Source organism: Gordonia sp. IEGM753 (assembly GCF_050321825.1).
Classification (GTDB): Bacteria; Pseudomonadota; Gammaproteobacteria; order Pseudomonadales; family Pseudomonadaceae; genus Aquipseudomonas.
In genome coordinates this window covers 604706-622329 of sequence record NZ_JBNQGB010000002.1, presented here as the reverse complement: position 1 = coordinate 622329, position 17624 = coordinate 604706, and the positions used below count along the sequence as shown (strand labels likewise).

Sequence of the window (17624 nt, the reverse complement as noted above, 5' to 3'; positions counted from 1 at the left end):
CTGTCACGCCAGATATGAAAAACGGCTCACGGTGTACCAATGTTTTTTAAACCTTCGCCTCCACCGTGACCCAATACCGGGTAAAGCGCCTGACCTTGACCGGCAAGCTTATTTCCAGCAAGTCCAGGATCCGCTCGCTGTCGTCCAGTGGATAAGTGCCTGAGATCAGTAAGTCAGCGACGTTCGCGTCGCAATTGAGTTGCCCGCGACGGTAGCGGCCCAATTCGTCGAGGAAGTCTGCCAGGCGCAGGTGCGCGGCCACCAACATGCCATCCGCCCAGGCGCCGCTGTTGGCATCCAGCGCCGTTGTATGGCTGACGCCGTGAGCGTCAAAACTCACTTGCCGGGCGCTTTGCAGCATCAGCGGCGCGCCCAGTTCTGGCGTTAACTCGACGTTGCCCTCGAACACGGCGACGCGGGTGTGATCAGCGAACTGGCGCACGTTCAGTCGGGCACCTTGAATCTTCAACACGCCTTGAGCGGTTCGCACCTGAAACGCCTGAGCGGTGGTCAGCAGCATCTCCCCTTCGAGCAAGCGAATCAGTCGTTGCTGGCCATCAACGCGCACATCCGCCGAGCTCGCGGTGTTGAGCTGCAACTGGCTGTCGGCGCCGAGTGAGATCTTGCGGCGCTGGCCAATCGGGCTACGGTAGTCCGCGAGCAGCGGAGTGAGCGGGTTGTGGTCGCGCAAGCCCCAGGTGGCAGCGGAACCAGCCCCCAGAATCAACAATAATTTGAGTGCCTGACGACGGCTGCCTGACTTCGGTGCATTCAATGCCGCGTGCGCCAGCGGCGAAGATAAACCACGCAAACGCTGGTTGACCCGTTGGATATGCTCCCACGCCCGTTGGTGTTCGCTGTGGGCGTCCAGCCATTGTTGCCAGGCCTGTTGCTGGCGCGGGTTCAATGGCCCTTGCTGCATTTCCAGCAGCCATTGCACGGCCTGTTCGGCCACTTGGGATGAAAAATCCGGCGCGCCGTTCATCGTGCGAAGTAGCAGCGCATGGCCGCTTTGTTGAGATGGCGTTTGACGGTGGCGATCGAAATGCCCAACTCGGCAGCGATCTGTGGATAAGTCAGGCCATCGACTTGGGCCAGCAAAAAGGCGCGTTTAACCGGGCGCGGCAATCCCTCAAGCAACTCGTCGAGTTCCATCAGGGTTTGCAGGATGATCGCCCGTTCTTCCTCGGAGGGCGCGTACACCTCTGGCATCTGCGCCAAGGCTTGCGCGTACGCCCGCTCCAGATCCTGGCGACGGTAGTGGTTGAACAACACGCGTTTGGCGATGGTCGTGAGGAATGCCCGGGGCTCGATAATCTGCGGCGTTTCGCGTGCGCTCAGCACGCGTACGAAAGTGTCCTGCGCCAGGTCGGCGGCACTGTGCGGGCAGCCGAGTTTGTGCCGCAACCAACCGGTAAGCCAGTTGTGATGGGCGTGGTAAAGCAATTCGACGGGATTGGTTGGCTGCAACGGGACGACTCCGACCGCATATTGATGCGTTAGAGAACAAGAATTGTTCGCATTGTAGGGGCGTATGCAGGCTGCGGCAAATCAACGCTCATCGCGCGCCTTTGCGTATGAGAATATTTATCATTAATATTACGCCCTTGCTGGCCTCGTGATGCTCGCGAGGCTCCCCCCGTTTCAAGGTCGAAACATGAAAGGCAAAATCAGAACGCTCCCCGTTTCCTACCGACTGGCAGTCACCTCGCGGGTGTTGGCCGCCGTGGTGGGCGGTTACGTCGTCGCGGCTTTGGCCAGCGTCAGCCTGACACTGTGGTTGCCCCTGCCTCGCGCTGAAGCGGTGGTGACCGGAATGATGTCCTCGTTTCTGGCTTATTTGTGCGCCGTGCTCTGGTGCTTTGCCTGTCGCACTGCGTGGCAGGCCTGGCTCGGGTTAATGGTGCCGAGTGCAGTATTGGCGGCTGTATCGGGCGTTGCCTATTGGATGGGCCACTCATGAAAGAAGGTTTCCGTCAGGCGATGGCCTGGCTGCACACCTGGGCCGGACTGATTTTCGGCTGGTTGCTGTTCGCGATATTCCTGACCGGCACGCTCGCCTACTTCAAGGACGAGATCACTCACTGGATGCAGCCGGAAATTCCTGCGCGGTCGGTGTCGTCCGAAGCCAGTCTGGCGGTGGCGCAGAATTATCTGCAGCAGCACGCAACCGGTGCATCGCGCTGGCTGATTGACTTGCCGAGTGTCCGTGAGCCTGCGCTGTCGGTGCGCTGGCAGCAGGCACCGGCCAAACGCGGGGAGCGCGGTCAGTTCACCGAAAAACTGCTGGACCCACAGACCGGCACCGAAGTGCAGGCTCGCGAAACCATGGGCGGCGACTTTTTCTATCGCTTCCATTTCCAGTTGCAGATGCCTTATCCGTGGGGCCGCTGGTTGGCAACGCTGGCAGCGATGGTGATGTTTGTCGGCCTGATCACCGGGATCATCACGCACAAGAAAATCTTCAAGGACTTCTTCACCTTCCGCCCGCGCAAAGGGCAGCGTTCGTGGCTGGACGGGCACAATGCGGTGGGTGTTCTGGTGTTGCCGTTTCATTTGATGATCACCTACAGCAGCCTGGTTATTTTCATGTCGATGGTGATGCCTGCGAGCATTCTTGCTTCGTACAACGGTGATGTCCGGGCGTTTTACGATGACGTCTTTCCTGCCTCCAGCACCCCAGAAATAGCGGGTAAACCGGGTGAGTTGATGCCGCTGGCGCCGTTGCTGGAGCGTGCGCGCGAGCAGTGGTCGGGCGGGCGCGTGGATCGCCTGGCGGTGAATAATCCGGGGGATGCCAATGCCTCCGTTGTCGTCTCAAGGGATGACGCTGACCGTGTGGTGTACGACGCGAGCAGCGCGGTGACCTTCAGCGGCGTCACCGGCCAGCAACTCAGTGCCACCGTGCAACAGACGCTTCCGTTGGCGATTGCGGGCAGCTTCTATGGCTTGCACATGGGCCACTTCGCGAGCCCTGTGTTGCGCTGGTTGTACTTCATTTGCGGCTTGGCGAGCACGGCCATGATCGGCACCGGGTTGGTGATCTGGCTGGGCAAGCGTCAGCTCAAACACGCCAGGAGCGGCGTGATGCCGTTCGAGTTGCGCTTGGTTGAAGTGCTGAACATCGCCAGCATGTCCGGGCTGATGGTGGCGATAGCTGCGTTCTTTTGGGGCAACCGGTTGTTGCCAATCGAGATGGCCGATCGGTCGGACTGGGAAGTGAACAACTTCTTTATTGTCTGGGGCCTGAGCGTGGTTCATGCGGTGATCCGTCGTGGTCGAGCGGCGTGGGTTGAGCAGTTGGCACTCGCCGCGTTGTTGTTGTGCGGCTTGCCGTTGCTGAACGCGCTGACCACGCCGTACCACTTGGGCGTAACGCTGCTGCAAGGTGACTGGACACTCGCCGGTTTTGACTTGGCGTGCCTCGCCAGCGGTGTTTTCCTGGCATGGGCTGCCTGGAAAATGCAGCGCGGCGGGCAGGTGGTCATCGTCAAGCGCCAGCGGGCGCAACCGGTTTCACTTGAGCAGGAGGTGAACTGAATGTTGCTGGCCTTGTTACTTTGCTACGGCGGTTTTACCGCGTTATGCCTGTCGATGGACCGGCATCACGCCGAGCTGCTCGGTCGTAAGCCGACTCTTCGTCGCCGCCAGAGTCTGAAACTCGCAGGCGGGTTGCTGTTGGCTGTTTCGCTTTGGCCGGCGGTGGCTGCAACCGGATGGGGGCTTGGGTTGGTCCAGTGGTTCGCGGTGTTGATGCTCAGTGCATTGTTGCTGGTCCTATTGCTGCCGTATCGGCCGCGTCTGGCTTTATCGCTCGCTGGGTTTAGCCTGTTGGCGAGCCCTGTCGCCGCGTTTGCGCAGTACTGACATGGTGATCGCCAGCCCTCCGGAATCCGGCGACGAAGAACACCCTGGGACGCGTGCGCATTTCCTGCACGTGTTCCTTTCCCAGCGTTCGCAAATGGAAGCACTGGTCAGCCGCCGTGTCGGTTGCAAGGCGACCGCTGCCGACCTGGTGCAGGATTTGTTTTTGCGTTTTTGGCGCCGGCCATTGGTACAGGTCGAGGAACTCAGTACGTACTTGTTGCGTTGCGCCGGCAATATCGCCATTGACCATTTGCGCAGCGAAGGTACGCGGATGCGCGTCAATGAAGGCTGGATGCCGGATCAGCAATATAGCTTGGGCAGCGAACCGCAAGCGGCGCTCGAAGCAGGCAACGATTTGCGCCATGTCGAGGCGGCGTTGCGTGCACTGCCTGCGCGCACACGTCAGATTTTCTTGCTCAACCGTATCCATGGCCGCAAGTACGCCGAGATCGCCAAGGCCATGGGCTTGTCCCAAAGTGCTGTGGAAAAACATATGATGCGCGCCCTCGAAGCCTGCAAGGCCAGCCTTCGCGAGTCCGATTCGCACACGCTAAGGAAAGCACCTTGAAGCCCATTGATCGCGCCACTCCGACGCCCGCTCAGGAACAGGCAGCCTTCGCCTGGCTGGGCCTGTTGCACGACCGGCCGAGCAGTGGCGATCAGGCAACATTCAGCGATTGGCTGCAGTCCGATCCCGCGCACGCCGAAGCCTATGCCCAGGCGCAAGTGGTGTGGGAGTTGACCGAAACACCCGCGCGAAAACTGGCCAGCGAAGATGCGTTGGCGTTGCAAGGTTATCTACAGGCCATGGACACTTCGCGCAGTGCTCGGGTTTGGCGTTGGTCCGGTGCGCTGGCAATGGCCGCTTGTCTGATGCTGATGATCTGCCTGGGCGCGGGCTGGCAGCCGTCGCGATGGATTGATGACCTGGGCGCTGACTACGTCTCGGCGCCAGGAGAAATTCGCACTGTCACCCTGGCTGACCAATCGCAAGTCACGCTGGATGCCGACAGCGCCATTGCCGTGGATTTCAGTCACGGCGAGCGGCATGTCCGGCTACGTCGCGGCGCCGGTTTCTTCAGCGTGACCCACACCGGCGAGCCGTTTGTGGTCGATGCCGAGCAAGGTCAGGCGCGGGTACTGGGCACGCAATTCGAAGTGCGCCTGCTACCGCAGGGTGCGAAGGTCACAGTGTTGTCCGGTCGTGTCGGTGTGACGGCGGATAAAAACGCCGCGCAGCACATCCTCACCGCGGGTCAGCAAGTGGTGTATGGCAAAGGCAGTGCTGCAAAGTTGCAGGCTGTCGATAGCGAAGCGCAACTGGCCTGGCGCCAAGGCTGGCTCAATTACTACAAGGCCTCGCTGGCCGAGGTGGTGCAGGATCTGCGGCGTTATTACCCGGGGCGTATTGTGCTGTTGAACGATGAACTGGCATCGCGACGGGTCAGTGGCAGTTTCCCTGGCAAGGACCCGCAGGCAGTCTTGACTTCGTTGCAGGGCGTGTTGGGGTTCGAACAGCACAGCGTGTTGGGGCATTTGATTATTCTGCGCTGAGGCTTTTACAACTATTTTCAGATTTTTGATGAGGTAAACCCGAGCGCCATCCGTGTAGTGACTGAAACTGCGAGTCATTCGCATTCCGTAGCGGCACTACACAGGTCATGAGCAATGAAGTCCAGGGCAAAATCCGGTTCGGTCAAACAGTGGTTGGGGGCTTCGGCGCTCAGTATTTTTGCAATGGCAATGTTGCCTTTGAGCGTTGCATTGGCCGCTGAGGCAGGGGCGGCGCAACAGCTTACGCCGTTCAACTTTTCGATTTCGTCCAAACCACTGCCCCAAGCCTTGAGCGACTTCAGCCGCATCACCGGCATCAGCGTGGTCTACACCGACGATGCGCCGTATGGCATCACCGCGCCGGCGGTCAGTGGGCAGATGAGCGCGGAACAAGCCCTGCAACGCTTGCTGGGTAATTCGGGGTTCACCTTTCGCCGCACCGATGCACATACCCTGACGTTGGAACCGGTGCCCACCGCTGGCACGCTAAACCTCGGTGCCACCAACATCACCTCGGTCATGGATCAATCCATGAGCTACCAGCCGCCACCGACCAGTTCGGTGATGCGTTCTTCGGCGCTGCTCCAGGAAATTCCCCAGACCATCAACGTCATCCCGGCTCAGGTGATTCGCGATCAGGCGCCGCGCAATCTCGACGATGCGCTGGCCAACGTCAGCGGCATCACTCAGGGCAATACATTGGCGAGTACCCAGGACTCGGTCATGACCCGAGGTTTTGGCGACAACCGTAACGGCTCGATCATGCGCGACGGCATGCCCATCGTGCAGGGCCGAGGCATGAACGAGACCGTGGACAGGGTTGAAGTGCTCAAGGGCCCGGCCTCGTTGCTGTATGGCATTCAGGACCCGGGCGGCGTGGTTAACATGGTCAGCAAGAAGCCTGAGCTTGAACAATACAACGCGCTGACGTTGCGCGGTTCGACCTATGGTGACGGCAAAAATGGCAGCGGCGGCAGCCTCAACAGCACGGGTGCGCTGGGTACTTCGGGTCTCGCGTATCGCATGGTGCTGGACCACGAAGATGAAGACTACTGGCGTAACTTCGGCACTCATCGCGAGACCTTGGTAGCGCCATCGCTGGCCTGGTCTGGTGAAAACACCACACTGTTGTTCTCCTATGAACACCGCGAGTTTCTGACCCCGTTCGACCGTGGCACGATCATCGATCCGCGCACCAATCACCCATTGGATATTTCTCGCAATGAACGCCTCGACGAGCCGTTCAATAATATGGAGGGTCGCTCGGACCTCTACCATTTCGAGGCCGATCACGAACTCAACGACAACTGGAAAGCACACGTTGGCTATAGCTGGAACCGCGAAACCTACGACGCCAGCCAGGTCCGCGTAACGGCCATCGATACCAAAAAAGGCACCTTGACCCGCAGCATGGACGGCACGCAAAACGCGATCAGCACCGACCGCTTCGCTACCGCCAGTCTTGAGGGCAAAGTTGATGTACTGGGCATGCAACATGACCTGTTGTTCGGCGTCGATGACGAGTACCGCAAAATCTACCGCGAAGACCTGATTCGCCAGAAAAGCCTGAGCACCTTCAGCTACGTCAATCCGCTGTACGGTCGCGAGGTCGCCGGCACCACGGTCAGTCCTGCCGACAGCGCGCAGACCGATTTGCTGCGCAGCGATTCGTTGTTCCTGCAAGACTCCATTCACCTCACCGATCAGTGGATTCTGGTGGCGGGTGGGCGCTTCCAGTCCTACGATCAATACGCTGGCAAAGGCGTGCCATTCCAGGCCAACACCGACAACAGCGGTCAAAAATGGGTGCCGCGCGCCGGGTTGGTGTACCGCTACACCGACGCGTTGTCGTTCTACGGCAGCTACACCGAATCGTTTAAACCCAACTCGACCATTGCGCCTTTAAGTGGCAGCAGCACCGTGCTCGACGGCAGCATCGCGCCGGAAGAAGCGAAGTCTTGGGAGATCGGCGCGAAATTTGATATGCCGGGGCGCATCACGGGTGATATCGCGTTGTTCGACATCAAAAAACGTAATGTGCTGGTGGCTAACTCCGAAGGTCCGGTGACGCTATACAGCGCCGCTGGCGAGGTACGCTCGCGTGGACTTGAGATGGATTTGACCGGTCAGCTCAGCGATCGTTGGAGCATGATCGGCAGCTATGCCTACACCGATGCTGAAGTCACCGAAGACCCGACGTACAAAGGCAAGCAACTGCAAAACGTCGCCAAAAACAGTGGTTCCCTGTCAGCGGTGTATGACGTTGGCTCCATCATCGGCGGTGATCAGCTACGCGTCGGTGCGGGTGCGCGGTATGTGGGTGAACGAGCGGGCAACGCGGTGAATGATTTCGACCTGCCGAGCTACACCGTGGCCGATGCATTCGCCACCTACGACACCCACGTCGAGGGGCAGAAAGTCAAGTTCCAGCTCAACGTGAAAAACCTGTTTGACCGCACGTATTACACCTCGGCGGCCAGTCGCTTCTTCGTGTCGATGGGTGATTCGCGGCAAGTCACGTTGTCCAGCACGCTGGAGTTCTGATCGTAGACCGCGTCATCGTTTTTCGTGACCTGACAGGCGTCGAAAATCCTCGGGACTAGCGCACAAACGCCTGCCGATATTCGCCAGGCGTTCCCCCCAGGACTTGTCGAAACCGGTTGGTGAAATGGCTGGCACTGGCAAACCCGCACGCCAGGGCAATCTCGCCCAACGGCTTTGATGTTGTACGCAGCAACGCTTGCGCACGGCTCAGGCGTCTCGCCAATACGTATTGATGCGGCGGCAGTCCGAAGCTTTCCCGGAACATCCGCGCAAAATGGTATTCCGACAATGCGCACAAGGCGGCGAGTTGTCCGAGGCTGATCGCTTCGGCCAATTGATGATCGATGTGCTCCACCAATTGGCGCCGTTGATGCGCGGCCAATCCACCTTTCAATCGCAGACCCTCGCGCATGCCGACCTGGCCTAGCAACACGTGGCTGAGCATTTCGTGAGCCAGGCTGCTGGTGAGCAGGCGTTCGCCAGGCTCGTGCCAGTTGAGTGTGAGCATGTGTCGAAAGCGCCTGGCTTGCTGTGGGTCGTCGAGGAACGTCGCCTCGTGCAGCTGCAGCTCACGCGGTTCGCGGTCCAGCAGCGTGACGCAGCCGAGGGCGAATTGTTCCGGGCTGAAATACACGTGGGCCAAGCGAATGTCACCATTGATCACCCAACCGGACTGATGCTCGGCCGGCAAAATGCACAGTTTGTCGGGTCCGCCCTTGGTGCCTGGCTGGTCACGCCGAAAAGTCCCCGTGCCGCCGGCGATGTAACACGAAAGCGTGTGGTGGCTTGGCGCTTCGTAGTCCTGTGCATCGTGATGGTTGCTCCACAACGCTGCAGCCATGCCGTCACCGAGCTCGGCGCTGTGCTCGAGGCGAGCATTGGGCGAGCGGTTGAGGGCTTGAAAAACTTGCAGGGTTTCCAGTGCGGGCATGATCGTTTTCTCTCCAACGCCTTGCATCCTACTCCGTAGACGTTGGCGTGCCAGCCTGTGGACCGACAAAAGCGCAAGTTTTTGCAAGTGCGATGGCGTCTGGCGCTAGACACTGGGTACCTATTGAGGAGCGTTGCCATGAACCTATCGCTGTATCTGCTGACCGTGCTGATCTGGGGCACGACCTGGATCGCCCTGAAGTGGCAACTGGGTGTCGTCGCCATACCGGTGTCGATTGTTTATCGGTTTGGCCTCGCCGCGCTGGTGCTGTTTGTGATGTTGCTGCTCAGTCGAAGACTGCAAGTGATGAACCGCCGTGGGCACCTGATTTGCCTGGCGCAAGGGCTGTGCCTGTTCTGCGTCAACTTCATGTGTTTTCTGACGGCCAGCCAATGGATCCCCAGCGGTCTGGTGGCGGTGGTGTTTTCCACCGCAACACTGTGGAACGCCTTGAATGCGCGAGTGTTCTTCGGCCAGAAAATCGCCCGTAACGTGTTGATGGGGGGCGCACTCGGTTTGTTCGGGCTGGGCCTGTTGTTCTGGCCGGAACTGGTGGGCCATACCGCGAGCCCGCAAACCTTGCTCGGCCTCGGTTTGGCGCTTTGCGGAACGTTGTGCTTCTCGGCCGGCAACATGCTCTCGAGTCTGCAGCAGAAGGCCGGTCTGAAACCGCTGACAACCAACGCCTGGGGCATGGCTTATGGCGCGGCGATGCTGTCGGTGTGGTGCCTGGTCAAAGGTATTCCCTTTGATATGGAATGGAACGCCCGCTACATCGGATCGCTGCTGTACCTGGTGATTCCAGGCTCGGTCATCGGCTTCACCGCTTACCTGACGTTGGTGGGGCGAATGGGACCGGAGCGCGCGGCGTATTGCACCGTGTTGTTCCCGGTGGTGGCGCTAAACGTGTCAGCGTTTGCAGAAGGTTACCAATGGACCGCACCGGCGCTGGTGGGCCTGGTTTTGGTGATGCTGGGTAACGTCCTGGTATTTCGTAAGCCCAAGACGCCGATGATTCAGGGTTCGGGCAAATTGGCTTGAAGGTTCGGGCAGGCGTTCAATAGCGCCTGCCCGTTTTCGTCAGCCCTTCCAGACTTGCGGGTTTACCAGGTCTTGCGGGCGCTGACCCAGCAGGGCGCTGCGCAAATTCGCCAACGCACGGTTGGCCATTGCCTCCCGGGTTTCATGGGTAGCGGAGCCAATGTGCGGCAAGGTCACAGCGTTTTTCAGCTGAAACAGCGGCGATTCAGCCAGCGGCTCTTTCTCGTAGACATCCAGGCCCGCGCCACGAATCTGGTTGTTCTGCAGTGCTTCGATCAGTGCTGGCTCGTCGACTACCGGGCCGCGGGAAATATTCACCAGGATCGCGCTCGGCTTCATCAGGGCCAGTTCGCGATGGCTGATCAGGTGTTTGGTTTTTTCGCTGAGCGGCACCACAAGGCACACGAAGTCGGCTTCGGCCAACAATTGGTCGAGGCTGCGAAACTGTGCGCCCAGCTCTTTTTCGAATTCGGTCTTGCGGCTGTTGCCGCTGTAGATGATCGGCATATTGAAACCGAGATGGCCACGTCGGGCCACGGCCGCACCGATGTTGCCCATGCCGACGATGCCCAGGGTTTTGCCATGCACATCACAACCGAATAACGGGGCGCCGACGCTGGCCTGCCATTGGCCAGCCTTGGTCCATGCGTCCAGTTCGGCAACGCGGCGGGCGCTGCTCATGATCAGCGCGAAAGCGAGGTCGGCGGTACTTTCGGTGAGGACGTCGGGGGTGTTGGTGAGCATGATCCCGCGTTCGTTGAAGTAGTCGACGTCGTAGTTGTCATAACCGACCGAGACGCTGGACACCACTTCAAGTTTGCTGGCGTTCTCAAGCTGTGCCCGACCCAGTTTGCGACCGACGCCGATCAGGCCGTGGGCGTGGGGCAGGGCTTCGTTGAATTGGGCGTTGATGTCGCCGTTTTTCGGGTTGGGCACGATGACGTCGAAATCTTGCTTCAGGCTTTCAATCATCTCGGGCGAAACGCGGCTGAAGGCTAGGACGGTTTTTTTCATGGGAGGTGGGCTCGTCGGGCATTGGAGAATGCCAAGCAAGCTAACATTCTTTGCTGCTGTTGCGCGAGTCCACGGATTGAATGGGCGACTAACGCAAATCCCGTAGGAAACCGGCTTGCCGGTGATGGCGATTCCGGAATCGCCATCGCTGGCAAGCCAGACTCCTACGGATCGTTGGTGATTCAGGAATGTGTGGTGCTGACGCAAATCCCGTAGGAAACCGGCTTGCCGGTGATGGCGATTCCGGAATCGCCATCGCTGGCAAGCCAGACGCCTACGGATCGGTGGTGATTCAGGAATGTGTGGTGCTGACGCAAATCCCGTAGGAAACCGGCTTGCCGGTGATGACGATTCCAAAGGCGCCATCGCTGGCAAGCCAGACTCCTACGGATCGGTGGTGAGCCCCGGATTTATGTCGTTAACGCAAATCCCGTAGGAAACCGGCTTGCCGGTGATGGCGATTCCGAAGACGCCATCGCTGGCAAGCCAGACTCCAATAGGTCGTTACGTGATTAATTGGCCAGGCGCGCGCCGGCCAGGGTGCCACTTGTTTCATACGCGGCCAGTTCTGCCTGGTGCGCCGCCAAGATTTCCGGCAGCGATCCGCGCAAGTATTCGACCCATGTTTTGATCTTCGCATCCAGGTATTGGCGCGAAGGGTAGATGGCGTACAGGTTCAGTTCCTGCGAGCGGTAGTTGGGCATCACTCGCACCAGCGTGCCATTGCGCAACCCTTCAATCGCTGCGTACACCGGCAATACCCCCACGCCCATGCCGCTGGTGATGGCAGTTTTCATGGCGTCGGCAGAGTTCACCAAAAACGGTGAACTGTTGATGGTGACCATTTCCTGGCCTTCAGGGCCGTCGAAGGTCCATTTTTCCAGCGGAATCACCGGGCTCACCAGGCGCAGGCAGGCGTGGTTCAGCAGGTCGCTGGGCTTTTGCGCGCACCCGTTGGCTTTCACATAGGCCGGCGAAGCGCAGACGATGCTGTAGGTAATGCCCAGGCGTTGCGAGACGAAGCCTGAATCCGGCAATTCGCTGGCCAGCACGATGGACACGTCGTAGCCCTCGTCCAGCAGGTCTGGCACGCGGTTGGCCATGGTCAGGTCGAAGGTGACATCGGGGTGGGTTTTGCGATAGCGGGCGATGGCGTCGATCACAAAGTGTTGGCCGATGCCGGTCATGGTGTGCACCTTGAGCTGCCCGGCCGGGCGCGCATGGGCGTCGCTGGCCTCGGCTTCGGCTTCTTCGACGTAGGCCAGAATCTGCTCGCAGCGCAGTAAATAGCGCTTGCCGGCCTCGGTCAGGGCAATGCGGCGGGTGGTCCGGTTGAGCAAGCGGGTTTGCAGGTGGGCTTCCAGATTGGAGACCGCGCGCGAGACGTTCGCTGTCGTGGTGTCGAGTTGCACGGCGGCAGCGGTGAAGCTGCCTGCCTCGGCCACGTAACTGAAGGCGCGCATGTTTTGCAAAGTGTCCATGGTGTGCTCTCGGGTGCGATGGCAAATTGTGACACGAAGTTGCGAGGTGCGGAGACCCCGACCAAGGGATTATCGCGTTAACGGTAACAAAGATTCACAAGAATCTCGGCTTATCGCCATTCCGGTCGCCCCATAGAATTGCGCACATCTCCTACCTCCCTCTCTTTCAGGAAATCGCAGCAGTGCCGCCTCGCATCATCAGAGCGCTTCAGACGCTCAGTGTTTTGGCTTTAACCCTGGCAATCAGCGGCTGCATCGGTACCGGAGGTATTGCCCCGCAGGGCAAGGCGCTGGAGGCCAATTCACTGGCCACCGACGAAGCCATTCAGCACGCCGCACAGGACGCTCATTGGCCGACTGCGCAATGGTGGCAGGCCTACAACGATCCCCAACTTAACCACTGGATTGATCTAGCCGTGCGAGGCAGTCCCACCATGGCCATGGCCGCCGCGCGGGTGCGTCAGGCTAAATCCATGGCCGGCATTGCCGAATCTGCCGAGTCGCTGCAAGTCAATGCTGAATCCACGCTCAAGCGCCATAATTGGCCGACCGACCCGTTCTATGGGCCCGGCGAGTTGTCCAACACCACCACGTGGGACAACAACGCAGCGTTGGGTTTCAGCTATGCGCTTGACCTGTGGGGCCGGGAAAGTAACGCCAGCGAACGCGCCGTGGACATGGCGCACATGAGTGCAGCTGAAGCGCGTTTGGCTCAGCTCGAATTGCAGAACAACATCGTCCGTGCCTACATCGAGCTGTCGTTGCACTACGCACAGCGTGATATCGCTGCCGCGACACTGGCACAGCAACAGCAAATTCTCGACCTGGCACAAAAGCGTTTGAACGGCGGCATCGGTACGCATTTTGAAGTCAGCCAAGCCGAGACGCCGCTGCCGGAAACCCATCGTCAGATCGATGCCCTCGACGAAGAAATCGCCCTCAGCCGCAACCAGCTCGCAGCGCTGGCAGGGTTTGGCCCAGGGGCGGGGGCGCAGTTGCAGCGGCCCACATTGGCACTCGGCGCGGCGCTGAAGTTACCGTCATCGCTGCCCGCGCAGTTGCTCGGTCAGCGCCCGGACGTCGTCGCCAGCCGTTGGCAAGTCGCCGCACAAGCACGAGGAATTGACGTGGCGCACGCCGGGTTTTACCCCAACGTGGACCTGGTCGGCAGCCTCGGCTACATGGCAACCGGCGGTGGGGCGCTGGAATTCCTGACTGGCAAGAAGCTCAACTACAGCGTTGGACCGGCGATCTCGCTGCCTATATTCGACGGCGGACGTTTGCGTGCCGAGTTGGGTGAAGCCTCGGCGGGGTATGACATCGCCGTTGCCCACTACAACCAGACACTGGTCAATGCGCTGAAGAACATTTCCGATCAGTTGATCCGCCGTGAATCGATGGACAAGCAGCAAGGCTTTGCCGCCGAGTCGGTGGCCACTGCGCAGAAAACCTACGACATCGCGCTGATCGCTTACCAACGCGGGCTGACCGATTACCTGAATGTACTGAACGCCCAGACGTTGTTGTTCAAGCAACAGCAGGTTCAGCAGCAGGTTCAGGCGGCACGCCTCAGTGCCCACGCCGAACTGGTAACCGCCCTGGGTGGCGGCCTCGGTGCGGGCAACGATGTGCCAACAGACAGCCAGACCCAAGCCCCGAAAACTCCGAGCCTTTTGAAGTGAGCAGGATGTGTCAGGCAAGACCACCTGTGTGGCGAGGGAGCTTGCTCCCGTTTGAGTGCACAGCACTCACAAGATCAGCAATGGTCGCCAGCATTTCGGGTCCGCTACGCAGCCCGGCGCGAGCAAGCTCGCTCGCCACAGGGTTTCGATTGTTATCAGGCTTTCCTAAAATGAGCAGGATTTCATGACGCCCTTGCCCGCACCTTTGCGCTGGTTGTACTCCCTTGAATGGCGCCGGGGTTTCTTCGACTGGGCGCGCAGCGACGGCGTGACCTGGGTCTACATTTTCAAGGTGTTGTTCGCAGCGTTCCTGACGTTGTGGCTGGCCATGCGCCTGGAATTGCCACAACCGCGTACGGCGATGATCACTGTGTTTATCGTGATGCAGCCGCAAAGCGGTCAGGTGTTTGCCAAGAGTTTTTATCGATTTCTGGGCACCCTGACGGGTTCGGCGGTGATGGTCGCGCTGATTGCCTTGTTCGCGCAAAACACAGAACTGTTTCTCGGATCACTGGCGATCTGGGTGGGTATCTGTTCGGCAGGCGCGGCGCGTTATCGCAATTTTCGCGCCTACGGTTTTGTGCTGGCCGGCTACACCGCAGCGATGGTTGGCTTGCCGGCATTGGCACACCCGGATGGCGCCTTCATGGCCGCGGTGTGGCGTGTACTGGAGATCTCGCTGGGGATTCTCTGTTCGACGCTAGTCAGCGCCGCGATCTTGCCGCAAACCGCCAGCGCCGCGATGCGCAACGCCTTGTATCAACGCTTTGGCGTGTTTGCGCTGTTCGTGACCGATGGTCTGCGCGGACGCAGCAAACGGGAGGCCTTCGAGGCCAGCAACGTACGCTTTATTGCCGAAGCAGTCGGCCTGGAGGGTTTGCGCAGCGTCACAGTGTTCGAAGACCCGCACATGCGTCGACGCAATGGACGATTGAGCCGTTTGAACAGCGAGTTCATGGGCATCACCACGCGTTTCAACGCCTTGCATCAATTGCTTGAGCGTTTGCGCAGCAGCGGTGCCGACGCGGTGGTTGCCGCCATCAAACCGGGCTTGCAAGACCTGGCCGAAGTGCTCGACGGTTTCAGCGGTCGCGCATTGACCAGCCCGGATGCGGCGCGACTGTGCAACGCGTTGGCGGCCTACAAAGAAGATTTACCGGCACGCGTTCGTCGCTTGCGGGCAACCTTCCAGGAAAGTGAGCCAAGCGATGCCGAGCAACTGGATTTTCATACGGCGTATGAGTTGCTCTATCGCTTTGTCGATGACTTGCACGGTTATGCACAGACCCACGCTTCGCTGGCCGATCACCGCCACGCGCGAGAACTGTGGGATGAACCGTTTACGCCGCAAACCAACTGGATGGCGTCGGCCGCTTCGGGCCTCCGTGCGGCGTTCATCCTGGTAGTGCTCGGCAGCTATTGGGTGGCCACCGCGTGGCCGAGCGGGGCGACGATGACCCTGATCGCAGCGGCAACTGTGGGCCTGTCTGCAGCGACGCCGAACCCCAAGCGCATGGCGTTCCAGATGGCGTGCGGCACGTTGCTCGGGGCGCTGATCGGCTTCGTCGAGATGTTTTTCATCTTCCCGTGGATCGACGGTTTTCCGCTGCTCTGCGTGATGCTCGCGCCGGTGATTGTGCTGGGTTCATTCCTGACATCGCGCCCGCAATACGCCGGTATTGGCCTCGGTTTGTTGATTTTCTTCAGCACCGGTTCGGTGCCCGACAACCTCACCGTTTACAACCCTTACACCTTCATCAACGACTACATCGCCATGGTGCTCGGCATGCTGGTGTGTGCGGCGGCCGGGGCGATCATTCTGCCACCCAACAGCCGTTGGTTGTGGCGCCGGCTGGAGCAGGACCTGCGTGAGCAAGTGGTGTTTGCCATCAGCGGCAAACTCAAGGGGCTGGCGTCGAGTTTTGAAAGTCGCACCCGAGACTTGCTGCATCAGGCTTATGGGCTCGCGGCAGGGCAACCGCAGGTGCAGCGTGATTTGTTGCGCTGGATGTTCGTGGTGCTGGAGGTCGGCCACGCGATCATCGAGTTACGCAAGGAACAAGCCATTTTGCCGGTGCACCCAGCCTATGCCGAATCGCAACCATGGCGCCAATCGATCAGGGTCATGGGGCGCTCGTTGGTACGGCTGTTTTTGCAACCCAGCCAAAGCAATCTGGAGCGCGCGCTGATTGCCGTCGACCACGCGATCAGCCGCGTGCAGGCGACTGACGAACCCTTTGCGCCGCATTTCGACACCTCGGCATTGCGTCGGGTGAAGAGTTACCTGCACTTCATCCGCACTTCTTTGCTGGACCCGCAATCACCGCTAGCAGCCTACACCAAAACCCCGTCCCAAGGACTTGCACATGCCTCGTGAAATCGCCTTCCACGGCGTGTACATGCCGACCATGACGCTGATGTTTTTCATCGCTGCGGCGTTGGCCTGGGCGCTTGACCGGTTTTTGTCCGGGTTCGATCTGTACCGTTTTTTCTGGCACCCGGCGCTGCTGCGCCTGAGTCTGTTTACCTGTTTGTTCGGCGCCCTGGCGCTGACTGTTTACCGTTGACCCTCTATCCCTGAAGAAGGCCTTGATGAAAAAGTTTTTCAGCCTGTTCGCTACCCTGCTGGTATTGGCCCTCGCGATCTGGATCGGCCGAACCCTTTGGGTGCATTACATGGACACACCGTGGACCCGCGACGGCCGGGTGCGTGCCGACATCATCAATGTCGCGGCGGATGTTACTGGCGAAGTAGTGAATGTGCCGGTGCGCGACAACCAATTGGTGAAAAAGGGTGATTTGCTGATGCAGATCGACCCCGAGCACTACCGCATCGCGGTCAAGCAGGCGCAGTCATTGGTGGCCTCGCGCAAATCGACGTGGGAGATGCGCAAGGTCAACGCGCATCGGCGTGCCGACATGGATGCAATGGTGATTTCGAAGGAAAACCGCGACGATGCCAGCAACATCGCTGACTCGGCGCTGGCGGATTACCAACATGCCCAAGCCCAACTCGAAGCCGCTGAGCTGAACCTCAAACGCACCGAAGTGCGCGCGGCAGTGGACGGCTACGTGACCAACCTCAACGTGCATCGTGGCGACTACGCGCGCATCGGCGAGGCGAAAATGGCCGTGGTCGATATGAATTCGTTCTGGGTGTACGGCTTCTTCGAAGAAACCAAACTGCCGCACGTACGGGTGGGCGACAAGGCTGATATGCAGTTGATGAGCGGTGAAGTGCTGAAGGGGCACGTGGAGAGTATTTCTCGCGGTATCTACGACCGTGACAACCCGGAAAGTCGCGAACTGATCGCCGATGTAAACCCGACATTCAACTGGGTGCGCCTGGCGCAGCGAGTGCCGGTGCGCATTCACATCGATGAAGTGCCGGAGGGTGTGTTATTGGCGGCGGGGATTACCTGCACCGTCGTGGTGAAGCAGGCTAACGGGGCATAACCGATGGACCGAGCCGATTGCTTTCGCGAGCAAACCCGCTCCCACACTGAATCT

General features: G+C 59.6%; 16 protein-coding genes. 11 read left to right on the top strand and 5 right to left on the bottom strand.

Going from position 1 to position 17624, the window contains the following annotated elements; all coding sequences use genetic code 11:
• Positions 1-46 precede the first annotated feature (46 nt).
• Positions 47-985: a FecR domain-containing protein gene (locus ACQR3R_RS15805; RefSeq protein ID WP_428273213.1), complete on the bottom strand. Its 939-nt coding sequence runs from the start codon at positions 983-985 to the stop codon at positions 47-49.
• Positions 982-1470, bottom strand: coding sequence for a sigma-70 family RNA polymerase sigma factor (locus ACQR3R_RS15800; RefSeq protein WP_428273212.1), 489 nt, complete (start codon positions 1468-1470; stop codon positions 982-984). Before ACQR3R_RS15800 ends, ACQR3R_RS15805 begins: the two co-directional genes overlap by 4 nt.
• A gap of 187 nt (positions 1471-1657) precedes the next feature.
• Between ACQR3R_RS15800 and ACQR3R_RS15795 the strand changes: the two genes are divergently transcribed.
• The 6 genes from ACQR3R_RS15795 to ACQR3R_RS15770 all read left to right on the top strand — a co-directional run bounded on the left by ACQR3R_RS15795 (position 1658) and on the right by ACQR3R_RS15770 (position 7965).
• The gene (locus tag ACQR3R_RS15795) at positions 1658-1963 is read left to right on the top strand and encodes a DUF3649 domain-containing protein (RefSeq protein WP_428273211.1); all 306 of its coding nucleotides are present in this window, start codon (positions 1658-1660) and stop codon (positions 1961-1963) included.
• On the top strand, positions 1960-3540 hold the full coding sequence (locus ACQR3R_RS15790; RefSeq protein ID WP_428273210.1) for a PepSY domain-containing protein: 1581 nt from the start codon (positions 1960-1962) through the stop codon (positions 3538-3540). The genes ACQR3R_RS15795 and ACQR3R_RS15790 overlap by 4 nt, the downstream gene beginning before the upstream one ends.
• Positions 3541-3867, top strand: coding sequence for a DUF3325 family protein (locus ACQR3R_RS15785; protein ID WP_428273209.1), 327 nt, complete (start codon positions 3541-3543; stop codon positions 3865-3867).
• A gap of 1 nt (position 3868) precedes the next feature.
• Positions 3869-4435: a sigma-70 family RNA polymerase sigma factor gene (locus ACQR3R_RS15780; RefSeq protein ID WP_428273208.1), complete on the top strand. Its 567-nt coding sequence runs from the start codon at positions 3869-3871 to the stop codon at positions 4433-4435.
• Positions 4432-5421 (top strand): FecR domain-containing protein, encoded by a 990-nt coding sequence (locus tag ACQR3R_RS15775; protein ID WP_428273207.1) that lies wholly within the window; start codon positions 4432-4434, stop codon positions 5419-5421. Before ACQR3R_RS15780 ends, ACQR3R_RS15775 begins: the two co-directional genes overlap by 4 nt.
• A 114-nt stretch (positions 5422-5535) precedes the next feature.
• Positions 5536-7965: a TonB-dependent siderophore receptor gene (locus tag ACQR3R_RS15770; protein ID WP_428273206.1), complete on the top strand. Its 2430-nt coding sequence runs from the start codon at positions 5536-5538 to the stop codon at positions 7963-7965.
• Positions 7966-8020: 55 nt separating this feature from the next.
• On the opposite strand, the gene ACQR3R_RS15765 is transcribed toward ACQR3R_RS15770, so the two are convergent.
• Positions 8021-8896: a helix-turn-helix domain-containing protein gene (locus ACQR3R_RS15765; RefSeq protein WP_428273205.1), complete on the bottom strand. Its 876-nt coding sequence runs from the start codon at positions 8894-8896 to the stop codon at positions 8021-8023.
• A 138-nt stretch (positions 8897-9034) separates the two neighbouring features.
• On the opposite strand from ACQR3R_RS15765, the gene ACQR3R_RS15760 reads away from it, so the two are divergent.
• Complete coding sequence (locus tag ACQR3R_RS15760; RefSeq protein ID WP_428273204.1) at positions 9035-9937, top strand: EamA family transporter; 903 nt, start codon at positions 9035-9037, stop codon at positions 9935-9937.
• A gap of 39 nt (positions 9938-9976) precedes the next feature.
• On the opposite strand, the gene ACQR3R_RS15755 is transcribed toward ACQR3R_RS15760, so the two are convergent.
• Positions 9977-10951: an NAD(P)-dependent oxidoreductase gene (locus ACQR3R_RS15755; RefSeq protein WP_428273203.1), complete on the bottom strand. Its 975-nt coding sequence runs from the start codon at positions 10949-10951 to the stop codon at positions 9977-9979.
• Between the two features lie 512 nt (positions 10952-11463).
• Positions 11464-12432 (bottom strand): LysR substrate-binding domain-containing protein, encoded by a 969-nt coding sequence (locus ACQR3R_RS15750; protein WP_428273202.1) that lies wholly within the window; start codon positions 12430-12432, stop codon positions 11464-11466.
• A gap of 182 nt (positions 12433-12614) precedes the next feature.
• Here ACQR3R_RS15750 and ACQR3R_RS15745 point away from each other — a divergent pair, with 182 nt between their 5' ends.
• From ACQR3R_RS15745 to ACQR3R_RS15730, 4 genes are all read left to right on the top strand, one after another.
• Complete coding sequence (locus tag ACQR3R_RS15745) at positions 12615-14114, top strand: efflux transporter outer membrane subunit (RefSeq protein ID WP_428273201.1); 1500 nt, start codon at positions 12615-12617, stop codon at positions 14112-14114.
• A 184-nt stretch (positions 14115-14298) separates the two neighbouring features.
• Complete coding sequence (locus tag ACQR3R_RS15740) at positions 14299-16491, top strand: FUSC family protein (protein ID WP_428273200.1); 2193 nt, start codon at positions 14299-14301, stop codon at positions 16489-16491.
• Positions 16481-16681 carry a DUF1656 domain-containing protein gene (locus tag ACQR3R_RS15735; protein ID WP_007896379.1) on the top strand — a complete coding sequence of 67 codons (201 nt, stop codon included), beginning with the start codon at positions 16481-16483 and terminating at the stop codon, positions 16679-16681. Before ACQR3R_RS15740 ends, ACQR3R_RS15735 begins: the two co-directional genes overlap by 11 nt.
• A gap of 25 nt (positions 16682-16706) precedes the next feature.
• Positions 16707-17570, top strand: a complete 864-nt coding sequence (locus ACQR3R_RS15730; RefSeq protein WP_428273199.1) for an efflux RND transporter periplasmic adaptor subunit — start codon at positions 16707-16709, stop codon at positions 17568-17570.
• The last annotated feature ends 54 nt before the right edge of the window (positions 17571-17624 follow it).